This is a genomic window from Alkalisalibacterium limincola, assembly GCF_008017755.1.
In the GTDB taxonomy this organism is placed as follows: Bacteria; Pseudomonadota; Gammaproteobacteria; order Xanthomonadales; family Xanthomonadaceae; genus Alkalisalibacterium; species Alkalisalibacterium limincola.
This window is the reverse complement of sequence record NZ_VRTS01000003.1, coordinates 196,591-212,718: the sequence shown is the minus strand read 5'-3', so window position 1 is coordinate 212,718 and position 16,128 is coordinate 196,591. Positions and strand designations below refer to the sequence as shown.

Below are 16,128 nucleotides of genomic sequence, written 5' to 3'. Positions count from 1 at the left end.
GGCCGGTCCGGGGGCAATCCTTCAGGCGGGCTTCCGGGCCACCACGATCGCCGCGTCGCTCCACTGGCGCTTCAACCACAGGCTGAAGTCGTCGAGCACCGCGTAGATCGTCGGCAGGAAGGCCAGGCTCGCGATCGTCGAGAACAGCAGTCCTCCGACGATGGCTCGGGCCATCGGATAGTACGGCGGGCCGTCGCCACCCACCTGGGCCCCGGCGATGCACAGCGGCAGCATGCCCAGCACCGTGGTGCCCATCGTCATCAGGATCGGTCGCAGCCGCTCGCGCGAGCCCGACACCAGTGCATCGATGCGTTCCAGGCCGTCACGCCGGAGCGAATTGATGTGCTCGACCATGACGATGCCGTTGTTGACCACGATGCCCATCAGCACGATAAGCCCGATGAAGGCCATGATCGAGAACGTGGTGCCGGTCACCATGAAGAACCAGAACATGCCGAAGTACGAGAACACGATCGAGCTGATGATCGCGACCGGGAACAGCATCGACTCGAACAGTGCGGCCATCACCACGACCACCATCATCAGCGCCAGCAGCGTGTTGAACATCATCCGCTCCAGCGCCTCGTTGGAGCGTTGGAAGTCGGCACCGAAGCTCCAGCGGTAGCCGGGTGGCATCGCGATCGGCTCCAGCGCCTCGGTGATGGCCTTGCGCGCATCGTTCTGCGTGGTGCCGTCGACCAGGTTGATCTCGACGGCGAGCGACGAGCGGCGATCCTCGCGCCGGATCTGCGCCGCGCCCGGCTGGACGTCCGCGAACACCATGGCCAGCAGCGGGACCATGCGTCCGTCCTGCGCGCGAACCATGAAGTTGCTGAGGTCCTCCAGCGAGGGCTCCTCGCCGCTGTCGAAACGCACCCACATAGGGATCTCGCGATCGCCGTAGCGGAACTCGCGCAGCGGCGTGCCACGGATCGCCGTTCCGACGAAGGTGGCCACTTCCTGCGCGTTGAAGCCGTACAGTGCCGCCCGGTCGCGGTCCACGCGGATGCGCAGCTCGCTGGAGACATCGCCGCGGTCCGCGCGCACGTCACGCAGCACGTCGCTCTGCGAAAGCACCCGGACCACCTCCTCGGAGAGCTCGTCGAGCGTCTCCGAGGAATCGCCGTAGAGGTTGACCCGGAGGCCTTCGCTGCCTCCACCACCCCCGCCCTCGCCGCGGAAGCCGATGTTGGCCGTGGCCAGCTTCGGCATCTCGTCGCGCATGAGCTGCTGCAACTCGCCCACGGGGCGCAGGCCACTGCCCTGCTCCTGCAGCGAAACGCGAACCCCGCCCCAGCCCTGCTCCGAGAACCAGCTGTAGACCTGGCGGATCTGGAAGCGCTCGCGGTTCTCGTCCAGAAACGCCTCGATCTTGCCCACCTCGCCCGACATCTGTTCCAGCGAATAGGAACCGCGCCACTGGAAGTACATCTCGAACTCGCGCGCCGGGTTCTGCGGGAACATGTCGGTGTTCTGCTGGATGTAGCCGAACGGCACGCAGCTCGACAGCACCAGGCAGCCCAGGGCCACCAGTGTCACGCCCCGGTGCCGCAGGGACCAGCGCAGGCCGCGTGCGTAGCGGTCCTGCAACCGCCCGATCAGGCCGGTCCCGGCCGCCACCTTGGGCGGGGCCTTGATCCGCGCCGAGATCATCGGGATCAGGCTGACCGCGACCAGCCAGGAGGCCAGCAGCGCGATCGTGATCGTCAGTGCGATCTCGCCGAAGAACAGGCTGATCTCGTTTCGCTCGCCGAACAGGTTGGGCAGGAACACGATGATCGAAGTCAGCGTGCCGGCCGAGATCGCCAGCTGCACCCCGCGCGTGCCCTCGATCGCGCAGCGCACCGGATCGTCGGGGTACTTCTCGCGCTTCTGGTAGATGCTCTCCACCACCACCACGGCGTTGTCCACGAGCAGTCCGATCGCCAGCAGCAGGCCCATCATCGAGATGATGTTGAGCGTGGTGCCGAAGAAGTACATGGCGCCGAGCGTGATGACGAAGCAGATCGGGATCGCCACCGCCACCATCAGCGTCGACATCCAGTGGCGCAGGAAGAAGAACAGCACCAGGATCGCCAGCGCCGAGCCCAGGGCCCCGGCCTTGGCCAGGTCGGTCAGCGAGCTGGTCACGCCGCTGGCCTGGTCCTGGATCGTGATGAACTCGATGCCCTGGAAGTCCGGTTGCGCACCGATGACCGCCAGTTCGGCGTGCACCGAGCGCGCCACCTCCACCAGGTTCGCATCGCGCTCCTTCCACAGGTCGATGCCGATCGCCGTGCGGCCCTCGAGCCGACGCCGGTAGTCCAGCCGGCTTCCCTGGAGGCGTACGTCGGCGATCTCGCCCAGGCGCATGCCGTTGGGCGCCACCACCAGGTTGCGCAGCACGTCCAGGTCGCTGATCTCGCCGACCGGCTGCACCCGCAGGCGTCGCGTGCCGTCATCGATCTCGCCTGCGGACAGCGAGAAGTTCGCCTCCTGCAGCGTCTTGGCCAGTTCGTTCAAGCCGATTCCCGCCGCGGTCACGCGGTCGGAATCGATCGCCACCTCCACCTCCGGCGGCGCGATGCTCGACAGCTCCACCCGCGCCACGCCGGGCAGGCGCTCGAGGCGTCGCTTGACCTCGTCGTTGAGCAGGCCCCAGGCATCGCTGAGGTCGCGTTCGCTGGCGAAGCGCACCCGCAGTACCGGCTGGTCGGAGCTCGAGAACTTGACCACGCGGTAGAACTGCAGGTCCGAAGGCAGGTCGCCGCGGATCGCATCCAGCCGATCGCGCGCTTCCGAGGCCAGCACGTTGATGTTGCGGCCCCAGGCGAACTGCACCCCCACCCCGGCGCCATCGGCACGTGCGGTCGACTGGATGCGCTTGACGCCGGACAGCGTCGACATGACCTCCTCGACCGGCCGCACCAGGGTCTGCTCCACTTCCTCCGGCGTCGAGCCCGGATACGGCATGTCCACGTACAGGAACGGTGCGTCGAACTCCGGGAAGAACGCCAGCGGGATGCGCACCGCGGCGATCATGCCCAGCAGCAGCAGCGTGACGAAGAACATCGTCGCCGTGACCGGCCGCTTCAGGCTCAGCCGGGCGAGGCTCCAGCCACCGTCCGGGGGACTCATGCGCCGACCTCCGCCGGAAGATCGCGCCCCGAATCCAGGGAAACCGGCCGTGCACGCGCCACATAGCTCTCGTCGCTGCGCCGGTCCAGCAGGTCGTACATCACCGGGATCACCAGCAGCGTCAGCAGGGTGGACACCAGCAGGCCGCCGATCACCGTGATCGCCATCGGTGCGCGGACCTCCGAACCGTCGCCCAGCCCCAGCGCCAGCGGCATGAAGCCGAACACCGTGGTCAGCGTCGTCATCAGGATCGGGCGCAAGCGCACCTCGCACGCCTCCAGGATCGCCTCACGCTTGGGCACGCCGGCCTCGCGCAGCTGGTTGATCCGGTCGATCAGGACGATCGCGTTCTTCACGACGATGCCCGCGAGCAGGATCAGTCCGATGAACACCACCACCGACACGGTGTTGCCGGTCAGGGAGAGCGCCAGTACGGCGCCCACGACCGCGAGCGGGATGGTGAACATGATGACGAACGGGTGCAGTAGCGACTCGAACTGCGAGGCCATGACCAGGTAGACTAGGAAGATCGCCAGGACGAAGGCGAAGATCATCGACTGCCGCGAAGCGACCAGCTCCTCGCTCTGCCCGCCGATCGAGGTCCTCACGCCGGCGGCCAGTGGGCCCTGGGCCAGCATGCGCTCCACCGAAGCCACCGCACTGCCCAGGTCGCCGTAGGCCAGGTTCGCCGAGACGATCGCCACGCGGTTCTGGTTGGTGCGGTGGATCTCGCTCGGCCCGATCGTCTGGACGACATCGGCCACGGAATCGAGCGTGACGGGGCGGTCGCTGGACGGGTTTACGATCAGGCGACGGATGTCGGCGACGGAAGCACGGTCGCTGGGCTGGGCCCTGACCAGCACATCGATGCGGCGGTCGCGCACGCTGTAGCGGGTGGCCACCTCGCCGCGCACCTGCCGCACCACCTGGTCGGCGATCTGCCGGTTGGTCAGCCCGAGTCCCGCAGCCCGCTCCTGGTCGAAGAGGATCTGCAGTTCCGGGAAGCCCTGGTCGGTGGTCGCCCTCACGTCGACGAAGCGGTCGTCGGCGGCCAGGCGCCGCACCAGTTCGTTGCCGCCGACCTCGAGCTGGGCCAGGTCGTTGCCGCGCAGTTCGATCTCCAGCGGCTGGGCCATCGCAAACAGCTCCGGCCGGCTGAAATCGACCTCCACGCCGGGGTAGCGCTCCATCGTGCGGCGGAGGCGCTGGCTGATCTGGGCCTCGGTGCGCGCACTGGTGCCGCTGCCCATGACGATGGTCAGCTTGCCGATGTTCTCGCCCGACTCGGTCGGGTTGGCGTCCAGGCGCGTGCCACTGCCGCTCACGCCGTACAGCACGCGGATGTCCTCGTCGTCCTGGTGGGCCAGCTGCAGGCTGCGCACCAATGCGTCGGTATCGCGCAGCTGCGTGCCCGGTGGCAGCTTGGCGGTCATCTCGAAGCGGTCCTGCGCCAGCTGCGGCACCAGGTCCATGCCCAGTCGCGGCACCATCAGCACAGACACGATGAACATCGCCGCAGCGATGCCCAATACGGCGAAGGGCCGCGACAGCGCTTCGGGCAGCACGCGCAGGTAGCGCGCCGAGAGGGCATTGAACCCGGCGCCGACGCCGCCCGCCGTCCGGTCCATCACGCGGCCGACGCTGCCGCGCAGGCCCACGAACACGAACGACAGCGCCAGCAGCCCGTAACGGACGAGCAGGGACAGCAACAGCAGCAGCACCGTCACCACCAGCAACACGAGCAGCATCACCAGCTTCGGCACCAGGACAACGAGCCACGCGAGGCCACGCAGCCGCTGCGCGGCCAGCGGCCGCGAACGGTCCACCGGCCAGGCCGCGCTGCGCCGCGAGAACTCGAAGGTCTGGCGCCACAGCGGGCGCGGGTTCGCCGGGTGGGCCGGGAACGCCATCGGCGCCGGCGCCGCCAGCGAGGCCAGCATCGGGATCAGGCTCAGCGCGACGAAGGTCGAGATGATCACCGCGATCGCCACGGTCAGCGCCTGGTCGGCGAACAGCTGGCCGGCGATGCCGGTGACGAAGACCAGCGGCAGGAACACCGCCAGCGTGGTCAGCGTCGAGGCAACGACCGGCATGCCGACCTCGCGGGTGCCGACGATCGCCGCCTCGATGACGCCCAGGCCGCGCTCGCGCGCCTTGGCGATCGATTCCAGCACCACGATCGAGTCGTCCACCACCATGCCGGTGGCCAGGGCCAGGCCCGCCAGCGACATGACGTTGAGGCTCAGGCCGAACTGGCCCATGAAGAAGAACGTGGCGATGATCGACACCGGCAGCGACAGGCCGATCACCAGCGTGCTCCAGCCGTTGCGCAGGAACAGGAAGATCACCAGGATCGCCAGCAGGCCGCCGATGACGGCCTCGAGCTTGACGTCGTTGAGCGCCTGGCGGATGAAGATCGCCTGGTCGTCGACGACCACCAGGCTGGCGCCCGGCGGCAGGTCCTGCCGCAAGCGCTCCAGCAGCGGCATCACCGACTCGGACACCTCGACGGTGTTCGCATCGCCTTCCTTGTACAGCGCCAGCTCGACCGCCTCGCGACCGCCCAGCCGGATGATCGCCTCGCGCTCCCGGTAGCCCTGGGTCACGGTTGCGATGTCGCGCAGGCGAACCGGCACGCCATCGAGGTCGGTGACCAGCAACTCGCGCATCTGGTCGAGCTCGATGAACTCGTTCACCGTGCGCACCAGGTAGCGCTGGCTGCCCTCCTCGATCCGGCCGCCGGAGATGTTGATGTTCTCCTGTCGCAGCCGCTCGATGACCCGCCCCGGGTCCAGGTTGAGCCGTGCCAGCTGCTGCTGGTCCAGCCACACCTGCACCTCGTCCTCCAAGCCACCGGAGACCTTGACCGCGGCGACACCCGGGGTCGGTTCAAGGCGGCGCTTGATCTCCTCGTCGGCATGCCGGCGCAGCTGCTTGAGCTCGGCCTCCTCGGCCGCCGCCCCGAGGGCCGCAGTGCCCTCGCTCCCGCCAGCACCATGCGCATGACCGGTTCGGTGGACGGGTCGAAGCGCAGGATCACCGGCTTCTCCGCCTCCAGCGGCAGCCGCAGCACCTCCAGCTTGTCGCGCACCTCGATGCTGGCGATATCCATGTTCGTGCCCCAGGCGAACTCCAGCAGCACGTCGCTCTGGCCGGTGCGCGACACCGAACGCAGCCGGCGCAGGCCCTTGACCACGCCGACCGCCTCCTCGACCGGCTCGGTCAGCAGGTTCTCGATCTCGCTCGGCGCGGCCCCGGTGTATTCGGTGCGCACCGTGAGCGTCGGATAGCTCAGGTCGGCAGCAGGTTCATGCGCAGGTCGCCCAGCGCGATGAAGCCGAACAGCACCAGGGTGAACGTCGCCATCGCGATGGTGACGCGACGGCGCGTGGAAAATTCGATCAGGCTCATGCCCCGGCCTCTTCCCCGTCGTCGGACCCGGCCGTGTCGGCCACGCCGGCATCCTGCTGCGCGGCGTCCTCCGCCGCGCCCACGTCGGCACCCGCGCCCGGCTCGGCATCACCCGCCACGTCCTCGGCAGGCACCGCCTGCCCCGGTGCGTCGAGCACCTGCACGCGGCTGCCGTCGCGCAGCGTCACCTTGCCCACGGTCACCACCTGGGTCCCCTCCTCGATGCCGCCGCGGATCTCCGCGAAGGTGCCGTTGATGTATCCCAGCTCCACCGGCGTGCGGACCGCGGTGTCGTCGCGCACCGCGAACACGGAAGTCATGCCGTCGCCTTCGATCAGCGCCGATCGCGGCACGCTCAAGACGTCGGCACGCTGGTCGTGCACGACACCGACGCGTCCGAACATGCCCGGACGCAGCACACCCTGGGAGGTGAACTCGGTGGTCACCCGGAACGTGCCGCTGCCGGAGTCCACCACCGGGCTGACGCGGGCCACGCGGCCCTCGAATCGCTGGTTGGGCACCGCATCGACCTGCATCGATACCGGCAGGCCCATGCGCATCGTCGCCAGCTCGCGTTCGGGGACATTGAGCACCGCCTCGAGCGTGGCCGTGTCGACGATGCGGAACAGCGACTGGTTGGGCTGGATCAGGTTGCCCAGCCTGACCTCACGCACCGCGATCACGCCATCGATGGGCGCCGTGATGCGGGTGTAGGACACTTCCAGCCGGGCGATGTCGACCGCGGAGCGCTGGATGTCGAGCTCCGCGCGCAGGCGCTCGTGCTGGTCGGCGGAGACGAGCTGCCGGGCGAACAGTTCTTCGGAGCGCGCGTACTCGCTCTGCAGCTTCTGCAACTGCGACTGGGCCTGGGCCAGCGCCAGGCCCTTGCGGTCGGGGTCCAGCCGGGCCAGCACCTGGCCGGCGCGCACCACATCCCCCTCCTCCACCATCAGTTCGAGCAGCACGCCGCTGGTCTTGGACACGACCTGGGCCTCGTTGACCGCCTCAAGCGTCGCGGTGCCACTGTAGCTGGCAGCGATCTCGCGTCGCCCGACCTGCGCCGTTTCCACCGGCACCGCGTCCGGCGGGCGTTCTTCTTCCTGGGCGGCGGCATCGGTGCCGCTGCCGCCACAGGCGGAAAGGCCCAGCGCGAACGACACGGCAAGGACACAGGCCAGCCCGGCTCGCGGGATGTGAAGGCGGTGGCTGCAGGGATTCACGTTCATGAGCAGGACTCGAGGGTGGGGTTCTGGTGTTATAGTAGCCTAGTACACCGAAGCGTGCAAGCACCAGTGTGGCCAGTCTCCGCAAGCCGGCGGTCCGGCGCGAGTGACGCAAGTCACGAAATGACCTGCCCCGCTGCGGGATACGCATTGGACTGCAAGAGCCGGCCGGCTCCGGCTATACTTCGGGTTTTGGTGGTCGCCACACCCGGCGGCCGGTACTTCCAAGCCGGAACGATCCTCAGATGAAGCCAACCTTCCTTCTGACTGCCCTGGGCCTTGCCCTCGCAGCCTCGCCCGCACTTGCCGAGAACGACATCGAGAACGGCAAGTCGCTCGCCTACACCTGTTATGGCTGCCACGGCATCGCGGGCTACAAGAACGCCTACCCGAGCTACAGCGTCCCCAAGATCGCCGGCCAGAACTACGAGTACCTGGTCGCCGCGCTCGGCCAGTACCGCGAAGGTTCCCGCCAGCATCCGACCATGCGGGCGCAGGCCGAGGGCTACACCGAGCAGGAGCTGCGCGACATTTCCGCCTACCTCGCACAGCTGGGCAAGGAGCAGTAAGCATGTACAAGACGATCCTTGGCGTGGCCGTGGCCTCGCTGTTCCTCCTCGCCCCGGCCCATGCGGGTGACGTCGAAGCCGGCGAGCGTAAGTCGCAGGTCTGCCAGGCCTGCCACGGTCCGGATGGAAACGGCATCGGCGATCCGCAGTACCCGCTGCTGGCGGGCCAGTACGCCGACTACATGGAAAAGACGCTTCGCGATTACCGCTCCGGTGCCCGCGACAACCTCATCATGGCGGGCTTCGCCGCGACCCTGAGCGACCAGGACATCCGCGACCTGTCGGCATTCTACGCCGCCCAGACGGGTCCGCTGCGGAGCATGCGCGGCACGCGCTGAGCCGCACCGGGCGACTTCGCCTCGAGGGCCCCGAACGGGGCCCTCGCGCGTTTCCGGAGATGCACCGGCACCGGTGGTTCAGTTCGTGCACAGGCGCCGCAGGCGTTCCACGTCCATGTCGCGGGCCAGCCCGGGCCCGGCCCCGATGAGGCGCTGGCGGACGTCGTCGCAGGTCTCCGGCCGGCCGCCACCGAACAGCATGGCCGCCGCGCCGAGCACCCGATCCTCGAGGCTCGGTGCTTCCCGCACATGGAATCCTTCGACGAACGCCTCGTCGCGACCAGGCAGGTGCTGCCTCCCCGGCTCCCGAAGCGGGCGGGCGCCGGCCGAAGGTCGCGCGAACGTCGCCTGCGCATCGGCAGGCCGCTCCTCGGCAGCGTGCTGATCGGCACCGGCGGCAGGGGCCCCAGCAACGCCGCCAGCCTCATCCGCAGGGGCCGCGACGACCTGCAGCGCGCCCGCCCGGGCGTCGGCAGGGGCAGCCGACGGACCCGGCGCGGGGCGCTGTGGACGACGTACGGGCAGCGGCGGCGGAGGCGGGGCGATCTCGACGAGCTGGATGCGATCGACCCGCACCAAAGCCGCGGGCGCCGAATCGCTGGAAGGAGGACGGGTGACGTGTACCAGCACCGCGGCATGCAGGGCCACAACGACGGCCACCACGAGGATGCGCCAGGGCTGCAACGGTGCCTGCTCCGCCGGCCGGATAAGACCCGATCGCCTTGGAAGATCTCCCCCGTTGCTTCCCCGCATGACATCCACACCGCATCCTGGCCGCGGCAGAGCGTAGCGACGGCAGGGTTAGCGGGATGTTATCCGGGGCCCTCGCGCCTGGCGGGGCTCCCTCGCGCGGATCAGATGTAGGGGTTCTCGCCAGTGGCGTGATCGGTGGCATCGCGCACGGCGGTGACGCCCGGCACCTTGGCCAGCAACGTCTTCTCGATACCCTGCTTGAGCGTGACGTCGGCCATGCCGCAGCCGTGGCAACCGCCACCGAACCTCAGCACCACGACGCCTTCCGCCGTGATCTCCTCCACCGCGACGCGCCCGCCGTGCGAGGCCAACTGCGGGTTGATCTCGTTGTCGACCAGCCAGCGCACGCGCTCCACCAGGCCGGCATCCCCGGCCGGGGCCTCACCCTTGATGCGCGGCGCGCGGATCGTCAACTGGCCACCGGTCTGCTGGTCGGTGAAGTCGATTTCGGCCCCTTCCAGGAACGGAGCGCTGGCACCGTCGACGTACAGGGTGAAGCCGTCGCACTCCAGCGACCATTCGTCGCCGCTGAGGTCGAGTGGCTCGCAGAACTCCAGTCGCGCGTCGGCACGCGACGTGCCGGGGTCGACGGCAGTGAGGCGGATGCCGATGGCATCGCCGCCCTGCGTTTCGATGAGGCGACGGAAGTGGCTCTGGGCGTGCGTGGAGATCTCGATCATCCCGCTATTCTAACGCAGGGGCTGCGTATACTTTGCGCGAACCCGACATCACAGGATGTGCCCCATGACCGATCTCGCCACCCTCGCCTCCTCCCACTGCCAGCCCCGAAAGGGCGCAGGCGACCGCCTGGAGGCCGTGGCCGTGTCCGAGCGCCTGGGCCTGCTGCCTGAATGGGAGCTGGTCGAGGAAGGCCGGGCGATCACGCGCACGTTCCGCTTCAAGGACTACTACCGCACCCTGGCCTACGTGAATGCACTGGGCTTCATCGCCCACCGCGAGGACCACCATCCCGACCTGGGCGTGCACTACGACCGCGTGGTGGTCAGGTTCTCCACCCATGACGTGGACGGCTTGTCCGAGAACGACTTCATCTGCGCGGCCCGCGCGGACGCGCTCTACGCCGACGCGCCCTGACCGCGACGCGACGCCGCCCGCCCGGCTGATCAGGCAAGGCGGTCCAGCACGCCCGAGAGGTCGGGCGGCAGCGGGGCGTTGAGCACGTAGGGACGCGATCCGTCCTCCAGCGCGAACTCCAGCGACGCGGCATGCAGGAACAGGCGCTTGAGCCCGGCCTTCTCGCGCAGCCGCTTGTTGGCCTCGCGGTCGCCGTACTTGTCGTCTCCGGCGACCGGATGGCCCAGGTGCACGGCGTGCACCCGGATCTGGTGGGTGCGGCCGGTCTCGATGCGCACTTCGGTGAAGCTGTGCCCGCCCCGCCGCTCGAGCAGATGGAAATGGCTGACCGAGTCCTTGCCGCCCTCGTCGGTGCGCACCATGCGCTCGCCGCCACGCAGCGTGGCCTTGAGCAGCGCCACGTCGACGCGGAGTCGCCCCTCGGGCAGGCGCCCGACCAGCAGCGTGAGGTAGCGCTTGCGCAGCCCACCTTCGCGCATCAGGCGCTGGAGCGTGGTCAGCGCGCTGCGCTTCTTGGCGATGACCAGCAGGCCGGAAGTGTCCCGGTCCAGGCGATGGACCAGCTCCAGCGACTCGCCGGGGCGTGCGGCCCGGATCAGTTCGATCGCCCCGTGGCTGATGCCGCTGCCGCCGTGGCTGGCGATGCCGCTGGGCTTGTCCAGCGCCAGCAGCCGGTCGTCCTCGAACACGATCGCGGCCTGGATCCGGTCGAGCTGCGAGGCGGGCGGCGCACGCTCCTCGCCCGGCTCCGGCAAACGCACCGGAGGCACCCGCACCTCCTCGCCGCCCCTGAGCTTGAAGTCGGCCTTGGCCCGGCCACCGTCAACCCGCACCTGGCCGCTGCGCACGATCTTGTAGACCAGGCTGCGCGGCGCCCCCTTGAGCAGGCCGAGCAGGAAATTGTCCAGCCGCTGGCCGGCCCGGTCGGCAGGCACCTTCACCAACCTGACTGCCGGGCTGGCCCCGGTCACCTCTCGACTCACTCTGACTCCTATCTGCTACACTAAGCAGGCGAAATAACGTCCTGATTTCCCTGGCACTGCTGCAGCGCAATAATTCGCTGTGCCGTCCAGGTGGACCCGGGTACTGCAACGCGCACCGCCCTGAGGCTGCCCATGGTAGCCGGGCCGCGCGATCGGTGCCCGCATCTTAGGCGTGAGTCGCTCGAGCGCCACGGAACGTCCGAACCATCTGGGCGTCCCGGGGTCCGAATGGTTGCCGGCGGGCATGGCGCCCACCGGTCTTAATGAACAAGCGCTCCCGCGGATGAACGTCCGTCGGTTGTTTGGCAGCGCTGGCGAATTCGCAGTGCCTTCCGCTCTCCATGGCGCGGAGGGCGCCCCACATCAGGGCGCGGACACCCGGCGTTCCTCGCGGTAGAGCGCGTGAGGAACTGACAATGAAGCGGATGCTTATCAACGCGACTCAGGCAGAAGAGTTGCGAGTGGCCATCGTCGATGGCCAGACGCTGTACGACATCGATATCGAACAGCCGTCGAAGGAACAGAAGAAGTCCAACATCTACAAGGGCCGCATCACCCGCGTCGAGTCCTCGCTCGAAGCGGCCTTCGTCGATTACGGCGGAGAAAAGCACGGCTTCCTTCCGCTCAAGGAAATCTCCCGCGATTACTTCCAGGCCGGCGTCGACCCGAACAAGGCGTCGATGAAGGAGCTGCTGCGCGAGGGCCAGGAAGTCGTCGTGCAGGTCACCAAGGATGAGCGCCAGGGCAAGGGCGCGGCGCTGACCACGTACATCTCGCTGGCCGGCCGCTACATGGTGCTGATGCCCAACAGCCCGACCGCCGGTGGCGTCTCGCGCCGCATCGAGGGCGACGACCGCGCCGCCCTCAAGGACGCGATGGACAAGCTCGACATCCCCGACGAGATGGGCGTGATCATCCGCACCGCCGGTGTCGGCCGCGACGCCGAGGAACTGCAGTGGGACCTCGACTACCTGATCCAGGTCTGGCGCGCGATCACCGAAGCCGCACTGACCAAGCCGGCCCCGTTCCTCATCTACCAGGAATCGCGCCTGATCATCCGTGCGCTGCGTGACTACCTGCGCAACGATGTCGGCGAGATCCTGGTCGACACCCGTGAACTCTACGAGGACGCGCGCGAGTTCATGGAGCGGGTGATGCCGCACAACCTGCGCAAGCTCAAGTTCTACGAAGACACCGTCCCGCTGTTCAACCGCTACCAGATCGAGTCGCAGATCGAGGCCGCCTACGAGCGCGAGCTTCGCCTGCCCTCCGGCGGCGCCATCGTCATGGACCAGACCGAGGCGCTGACCGCGGTCGACGTGAACTCCGCGCGCGCCACCAAGGGCAGCGACATCGAGGACACCGCGTTCAACACCAACCTGGAGGCCGCCGACGAAGTGGCCCGCCAGTTGCGCCTGCGCGACCTGGGTGGGCTGGTGGTCATCGACTTCATCGACATGTCCTCCAGCAAGCACCAGCGCGAGGTCGAGAACCGCCTGCAGCAGGCGCTTCGCCACGACCGCGCCCGTGTGCAGATCGGCCGGATCTCGCGCTTCGGCCTGCTGGAGATGTCGCGCCAGCGACTGCGCCCGAGCCTGGGCGAGTCCAGCCAGATCGTCTGCCCGCGCTGCTCCGGCCATGGCCGCATGCGCAGCGTCGAATCGCTCGCGCTGTCGATCCTGCGACTGGCCGAAGAGAATGCGATGAAGGAGAGCACCGGCCAGGTCCTGGTCCAGGCGCCGCCGGAAATCGCGAACTACCTGCTCAACGAGAAGCGCCGCGCACTGGTCGAGATCGAACAGCGCCACGACGCGCCGGTCGTCATCGTGGCCGACCTGCAGCTCGAGACGCCCCACTTCAACGTCAGCCGCCTGCGCGAGAACGAGCTGGCCGAAGAGGCGGGTCGCCCGAGCTACCACCGCACCACGCCGCGCAAGCTCGAGACCCATGCGCTGACGCGTGACAACCTCAACATCCCGCCGCCGCCGGCGGTGCGCAAGGTGGAGCCGGTACGCCCCGCCCCGCAACGCGAGCCGGCCGAGGAGGCCCCGCCGCCGAAGGCCGTGACCGCCCCTCGCGCCGTGCAGGCCGCCGAGCCGAGCCTGTGGGATCGCATCGTCGGGTTCTTCGGCGGCAGCGCCGACAAGCCGGCCTCCACGCCCCGCACGCAACCCAAGCGCGAAGAACGCGCAGCGGCCGACGAGGACCAGCGCCCGTCCAGCCGTGGTGGCCGACGGCGCCGGGGTGGCCGTGACGAGGAGCGCAGCGGCCGCAGCCGCAGCCAGCGCACCGGCAGCGCCGCGAAGTCCGAAGAGCGTCGCGACGAACGTCCCGAGGACAAGCGCGAGGACGCCGCCGCACCCAAGGCACGCCGCGAGCGCCGGCCGCGCAACGAAGCCGCAGCCACCCAGGACGGCGCCAAACCCGCCAGGGACGGCGCTCGCCGAAGTGGCACCGCGAAGTCCGAGGACGGCAGCGCAGGCGCCGGCAAGGCGACTGCCGCAGCCGCGGTCGCGACGCCGGCACGGGTGCCAATCCGAAAAAGGATGTCGCCGCCGATGCCGACCCGCAGGCCATGGCCGATGCCTCCGCGAATCCGGCCAGCACCACCCCGGGCGAGGATGGACAGGATGCCAGCGCCGGCAGCCGCAGGCGTCGTGGACGCCGTGGTGGCCGCCGCCGTCGCCGCAGCGCGGCCGACGCGCCCAATGTGATCGAGGATGGCCAGGACGGCCACGACGAGAACGGTACGGGCGATGCCGACGGCAACCGGGCGCAAACTGCCCCGGCCCACTCGAGCGAAGACGGCTCCCGTACCGCCTCCGACGGCAACCGCAACGACGGGCCTTCGGTCCCCGTGGCCGAGGATGGCCCCGCCACCGCGGCCGCCAGTCGCTCCGAGCTGAGCTTCGACGACCTTCCGGCCCCGCAGGCCGAGAAGGCTGAGAAAGCCGAGAAGGCCGAGAAGGCAGCGGCGTCTGCCGAGCCTGCCGAAGCTACCGCACCCACCGCGACTGCCGAGGCGATCGAGGCTGTCGAAGACAGCACCTCGTCGGCGAACGTCGATCGGACCGAGGCGTCGCCGGAGCGGGCTGCACACGCCCCCGCCGCGCGCAAGAGTCGATACATCTCCGGCACGGGCAACCAGGCAGCGGCCGCGGAAGCCTCCACCAGCGAAGCATCCACCGCCGCCGAGGCAGCCGCCCCGGCGGAAGATGACGCTGCTGCCGCACGGGAGTCGCAGCCCGAGCCCAAGGCCGTGGCCAAGGCCGCGCCCCCCCCGCACGGAGCGCACACCACGTCGTCCGCAGGCGGAGCCGCGTCCGGAACCACGCCCGGAGCCGCGCCAGGTGGCGCTTGCGGTCGCCGTCGCGCTCTCGGCGAACCGGAGCCAGCCGGCGATGCCCGCCGCGCCGAAGGCCAGGCCCGAGTCGTCGGACGGGTCTGGAGAGGGCTCGCCGCAGCACAGCCTTCCGTTGGAAGCCGCGCCGGCCAAGCCGGTTGAAGCGTTGGATGACTCTCCGGTCGAGCAGTCGGTCGAAAAGATCGGCGAAGCGCCCGCCCAGGCCACCAGCCACGCCATGCCGGAGTCGTCGGTCGAACCAGGCCAGTCGGATCGGGAGCTGTCGGGCACCCCGGCCGCCGTCGTCGACACCCGGGCTGTCGAGGCAACCGACGAGGACGAGGAAGAGGAAGTGACTCGCGTCGAAGAGGCCTCGGAGTCTGTCGAGTCGGGCAAGGAGGAAAGCACCCGGACCGACCGCTGATTCCATCAGCAAAGGTGCAAACGCAGAAGGGCGCGTCGAACGACGCGCCCTTCTTGCATGTCGGTGGACCGCTTTCCGCTAGCGCGCCTGTTGCGTCGCCTCCACCAGGCCATACTGGCTGGCCAGTCGAAGCAACGACACGTTGTCGCGGATCTCGAGCTTGTTGAACAAGCGGTACTTGTGCGTGGCGACGGTTTTCGGACTCAGGCTCAGGCGCTCGGCGATATCGTCCATGCGCTTGCCCTGGCAGAGCATCATCGCGATCTCGGTCTCGCGCGGGGACAGCGCCTCGAAGGGCGATGCGGTGCCGTTGACCACGCCCAGGGCCATGCGCTGCGCCAGGTCGCTGGCCACGTAGCGCCGGCCGTGGGCCACGTCGCGCACGGCGCGAAGCAACTCGTCGGCACCACAGGCCTTGCCCAGGTATCCGCTGGCACCCGCCGCCAGCAGGCGCTGCGGCAACGGGCCGTCTTCCTGCACCGAAACGATGATCACCTTCGTATCCATCGCACCGCGCACGATGCGCTCGGTGATCTCCAGGCCGCTCACGCCGGGCAGGTGCAGGTCGCACAGCACCACGTCGGGCTTGAGCTGCCGGATCATCGGCAGGCCTTCCTCGCCACTGCTGGCCTCGCCGACCACGTCCACGTCGACCTGTCCGGCCAGGATCATGCGCAGTCCGGTTCGCACCAGCGCATGGTCATCGAGAATGAACACTCGGATCATTCCATATCTCCCCATAGTCCTTCCCTGGATGGCGGAGAGGGTGGGATTCGAACCCACGGTGGAGTCGCCTCCACGGCAGTTTTCAAGACTGCTGCCTTAAACCACTCGGCCACCTCTCCATGAAAAACCCCGGCCGTTCCTGGCCG

At 68.9% G+C, this 16,128-nt stretch carries 12 protein-coding genes, 1 tRNA gene and 1 pseudogene; 6 read left to right on the top strand and 8 right to left on the bottom strand.

What is annotated here, in order from left to right; translation table 11 throughout:
* Window positions 1-21: 21 nt before the first annotated feature.
* The 3 genes and pseudogenes from FU658_RS06080 to FU658_RS06065 all read right to left on the bottom strand — a co-directional run bounded on the left by FU658_RS06080 (window position 22) and on the right by FU658_RS06065 (window position 7,754).
* Window positions 22-3,117: an efflux RND transporter permease subunit gene (locus FU658_RS06080; RefSeq protein ID WP_147891268.1), complete on the bottom strand. Its 3,096-nt coding sequence runs from the start codon at window positions 3,115-3,117 to the stop codon at window positions 22-24.
* A pseudogene (locus tag FU658_RS06075) lies at window positions 3,114-6,528 on the bottom strand (efflux RND transporter permease subunit). Before FU658_RS06075 ends, FU658_RS06080 begins: the two are co-directional and overlap by 4 nt.
* Window positions 6,525-7,754 (bottom strand): efflux RND transporter periplasmic adaptor subunit, encoded by a 1,230-nt coding sequence (locus FU658_RS06065; protein WP_147891266.1) that lies wholly within the window; start codon window positions 7,752-7,754, stop codon window positions 6,525-6,527. The pseudogene FU658_RS06075 and the gene FU658_RS06065 overlap by 4 nt, the downstream one beginning before the upstream one ends.
* Before the next feature lie 242 nt (window positions 7,755-7,996).
* On the opposite strand from FU658_RS06065, the gene FU658_RS06060 reads away from it, so the two are divergent.
* Together FU658_RS06060 and FU658_RS06055 are read left to right on the top strand one after the other, a co-directional pair.
* Entirely contained in the window at window positions 7,997-8,320 is a 324-nt protein-coding gene (locus tag FU658_RS06060; RefSeq protein ID WP_147891265.1) for a c-type cytochrome, read from the top strand.
* A gap of 2 nt (window positions 8,321-8,322) precedes the next feature.
* The gene (locus tag FU658_RS06055) at window positions 8,323-8,658 is read left to right on the top strand and encodes a c-type cytochrome (RefSeq protein ID WP_147891264.1); all 336 of its coding nucleotides are present in this window, start codon (window positions 8,323-8,325) and stop codon (window positions 8,656-8,658) included.
* A gap of 78 nt (window positions 8,659-8,736) precedes the next feature.
* Here FU658_RS06055 and FU658_RS06050 read toward each other — a convergent pair whose 3' ends face one another.
* On the bottom strand, window positions 8,737-9,342 hold the full coding sequence (locus FU658_RS06050; protein WP_147891263.1) for a hypothetical protein: 606 nt from the start codon (window positions 9,340-9,342) through the stop codon (window positions 8,737-8,739).
* Between the two features lie 170 nt (window positions 9,343-9,512).
* Window positions 9,513-10,091 carry an NfuA family Fe-S biogenesis protein gene (locus FU658_RS06045; protein ID WP_147891262.1) on the bottom strand — a complete coding sequence of 193 codons (579 nt, stop codon included), beginning with the start codon at window positions 10,089-10,091 and terminating at the stop codon, window positions 9,513-9,515.
* A gap of 64 nt (window positions 10,092-10,155) precedes the next feature.
* Here FU658_RS06045 and FU658_RS06040 point away from each other — a divergent pair, with 64 nt between their 5' ends.
* Window positions 10,156-10,506, top strand: a complete 351-nt coding sequence (locus FU658_RS06040) for a 4a-hydroxytetrahydrobiopterin dehydratase (RefSeq protein ID WP_147891261.1) — start codon at window positions 10,156-10,158, stop codon at window positions 10,504-10,506.
* Between the two features lie 29 nt (window positions 10,507-10,535).
* Here FU658_RS06040 and FU658_RS06035 read toward each other — a convergent pair whose 3' ends face one another.
* Window positions 10,536-11,489 (bottom strand): RluA family pseudouridine synthase, encoded by a 954-nt coding sequence (locus FU658_RS06035; RefSeq protein ID WP_255505446.1) that lies wholly within the window; start codon window positions 11,487-11,489, stop codon window positions 10,536-10,538.
* A gap of 416 nt (window positions 11,490-11,905) precedes the next feature.
* On the opposite strand from FU658_RS06035, the gene FU658_RS06030 reads away from it, so the two are divergent.
* The 3 genes from FU658_RS06030 to FU658_RS15970 are packed head-to-tail and all read left to right on the top strand — an operon-like array spanning window position 11,906 to window position 15,256.
* Window positions 11,906-14,203 (top strand): Rne/Rng family ribonuclease, encoded by a 2,298-nt coding sequence (locus FU658_RS06030; RefSeq protein ID WP_425477587.1) that lies wholly within the window; start codon window positions 11,906-11,908, stop codon window positions 14,201-14,203.
* On the top strand, window positions 14,200-14,994 hold the full coding sequence (locus FU658_RS15975) for a hypothetical protein (protein ID WP_425477586.1): 795 nt from the start codon (window positions 14,200-14,202) through the stop codon (window positions 14,992-14,994). Before FU658_RS06030 ends, FU658_RS15975 begins: the two co-directional genes overlap by 4 nt.
* The gene (locus FU658_RS15970; RefSeq protein WP_255505445.1) at window positions 14,966-15,256 is read left to right on the top strand and encodes a hypothetical protein; all 291 of its coding nucleotides are present in this window, start codon (window positions 14,966-14,968) and stop codon (window positions 15,254-15,256) included. The genes FU658_RS15975 and FU658_RS15970 overlap by 29 nt, the downstream gene beginning before the upstream one ends.
* Before the next feature lie 78 nt (window positions 15,257-15,334).
* Here the strand turns inward: FU658_RS15970 and FU658_RS06025 are convergent, their stop codons facing one another.
* Together FU658_RS06025 and FU658_RS06020 are read right to left on the bottom strand one after the other, a co-directional pair.
* Window positions 15,335-15,982 carry a response regulator gene (locus tag FU658_RS06025; RefSeq protein WP_147891259.1) on the bottom strand — a complete coding sequence of 216 codons (648 nt, stop codon included), beginning with the start codon at window positions 15,980-15,982 and terminating at the stop codon, window positions 15,335-15,337.
* Window positions 15,983-16,011: 29 nt separating this feature from the next.
* Window positions 16,012-16,101, bottom strand: a tRNA-Ser gene (locus FU658_RS06020).
* Window positions 16,102-16,128 lie beyond the last annotated feature (27 nt).

Excerpts from the sequence above, each read along its gene's own strand:
- FU658_RS06060 (WP_147891265.1), top strand. The coding sequence starts at position 7,997 with ATGAAGCCAACCTTCCTTCTGACTGCCCTGGGCCTTGCCCTCGCAGCC.
- FU658_RS06055 (WP_147891264.1), top strand. The coding sequence starts at position 8,323 with ATGTACAAGACGATCCTTGGCGTGGCCGTGGCCTCGCTGTTCCTCCTC.
- FU658_RS06045 (WP_147891262.1), bottom strand. The coding sequence starts at position 10,091 with ATGATCGAGATCTCCACGCACGCCCAGAGCCACTTCCGTCGCCTCATC.
- FU658_RS06065 (WP_147891266.1), bottom strand. The coding sequence starts at position 7,754 with ATGAACGTGAATCCCTGCAGCCACCGCCTTCACATCCCGCGAGCCGGG.
- FU658_RS06025 (WP_147891259.1), bottom strand. The coding sequence starts at position 15,982 with ATGATCCGAGTGTTCATTCTCGATGACCATGCGCTGGTGCGAACCGGA.
- FU658_RS06080 (WP_147891268.1), bottom strand. The coding sequence starts at position 3,117 with ATGAGTCCCCCGGACGGTGGCTGGAGCCTCGCCCGGCTGAGCCTGAAG.
- FU658_RS06030 (WP_425477587.1), top strand. The coding sequence starts at position 11,906 with ATGAAGCGGATGCTTATCAACGCGACTCAGGCAGAAGAGTTGCGAGTG.
- FU658_RS06040 (WP_147891261.1), top strand. The coding sequence starts at position 10,156 with ATGACCGATCTCGCCACCCTCGCCTCCTCCCACTGCCAGCCCCGAAAG.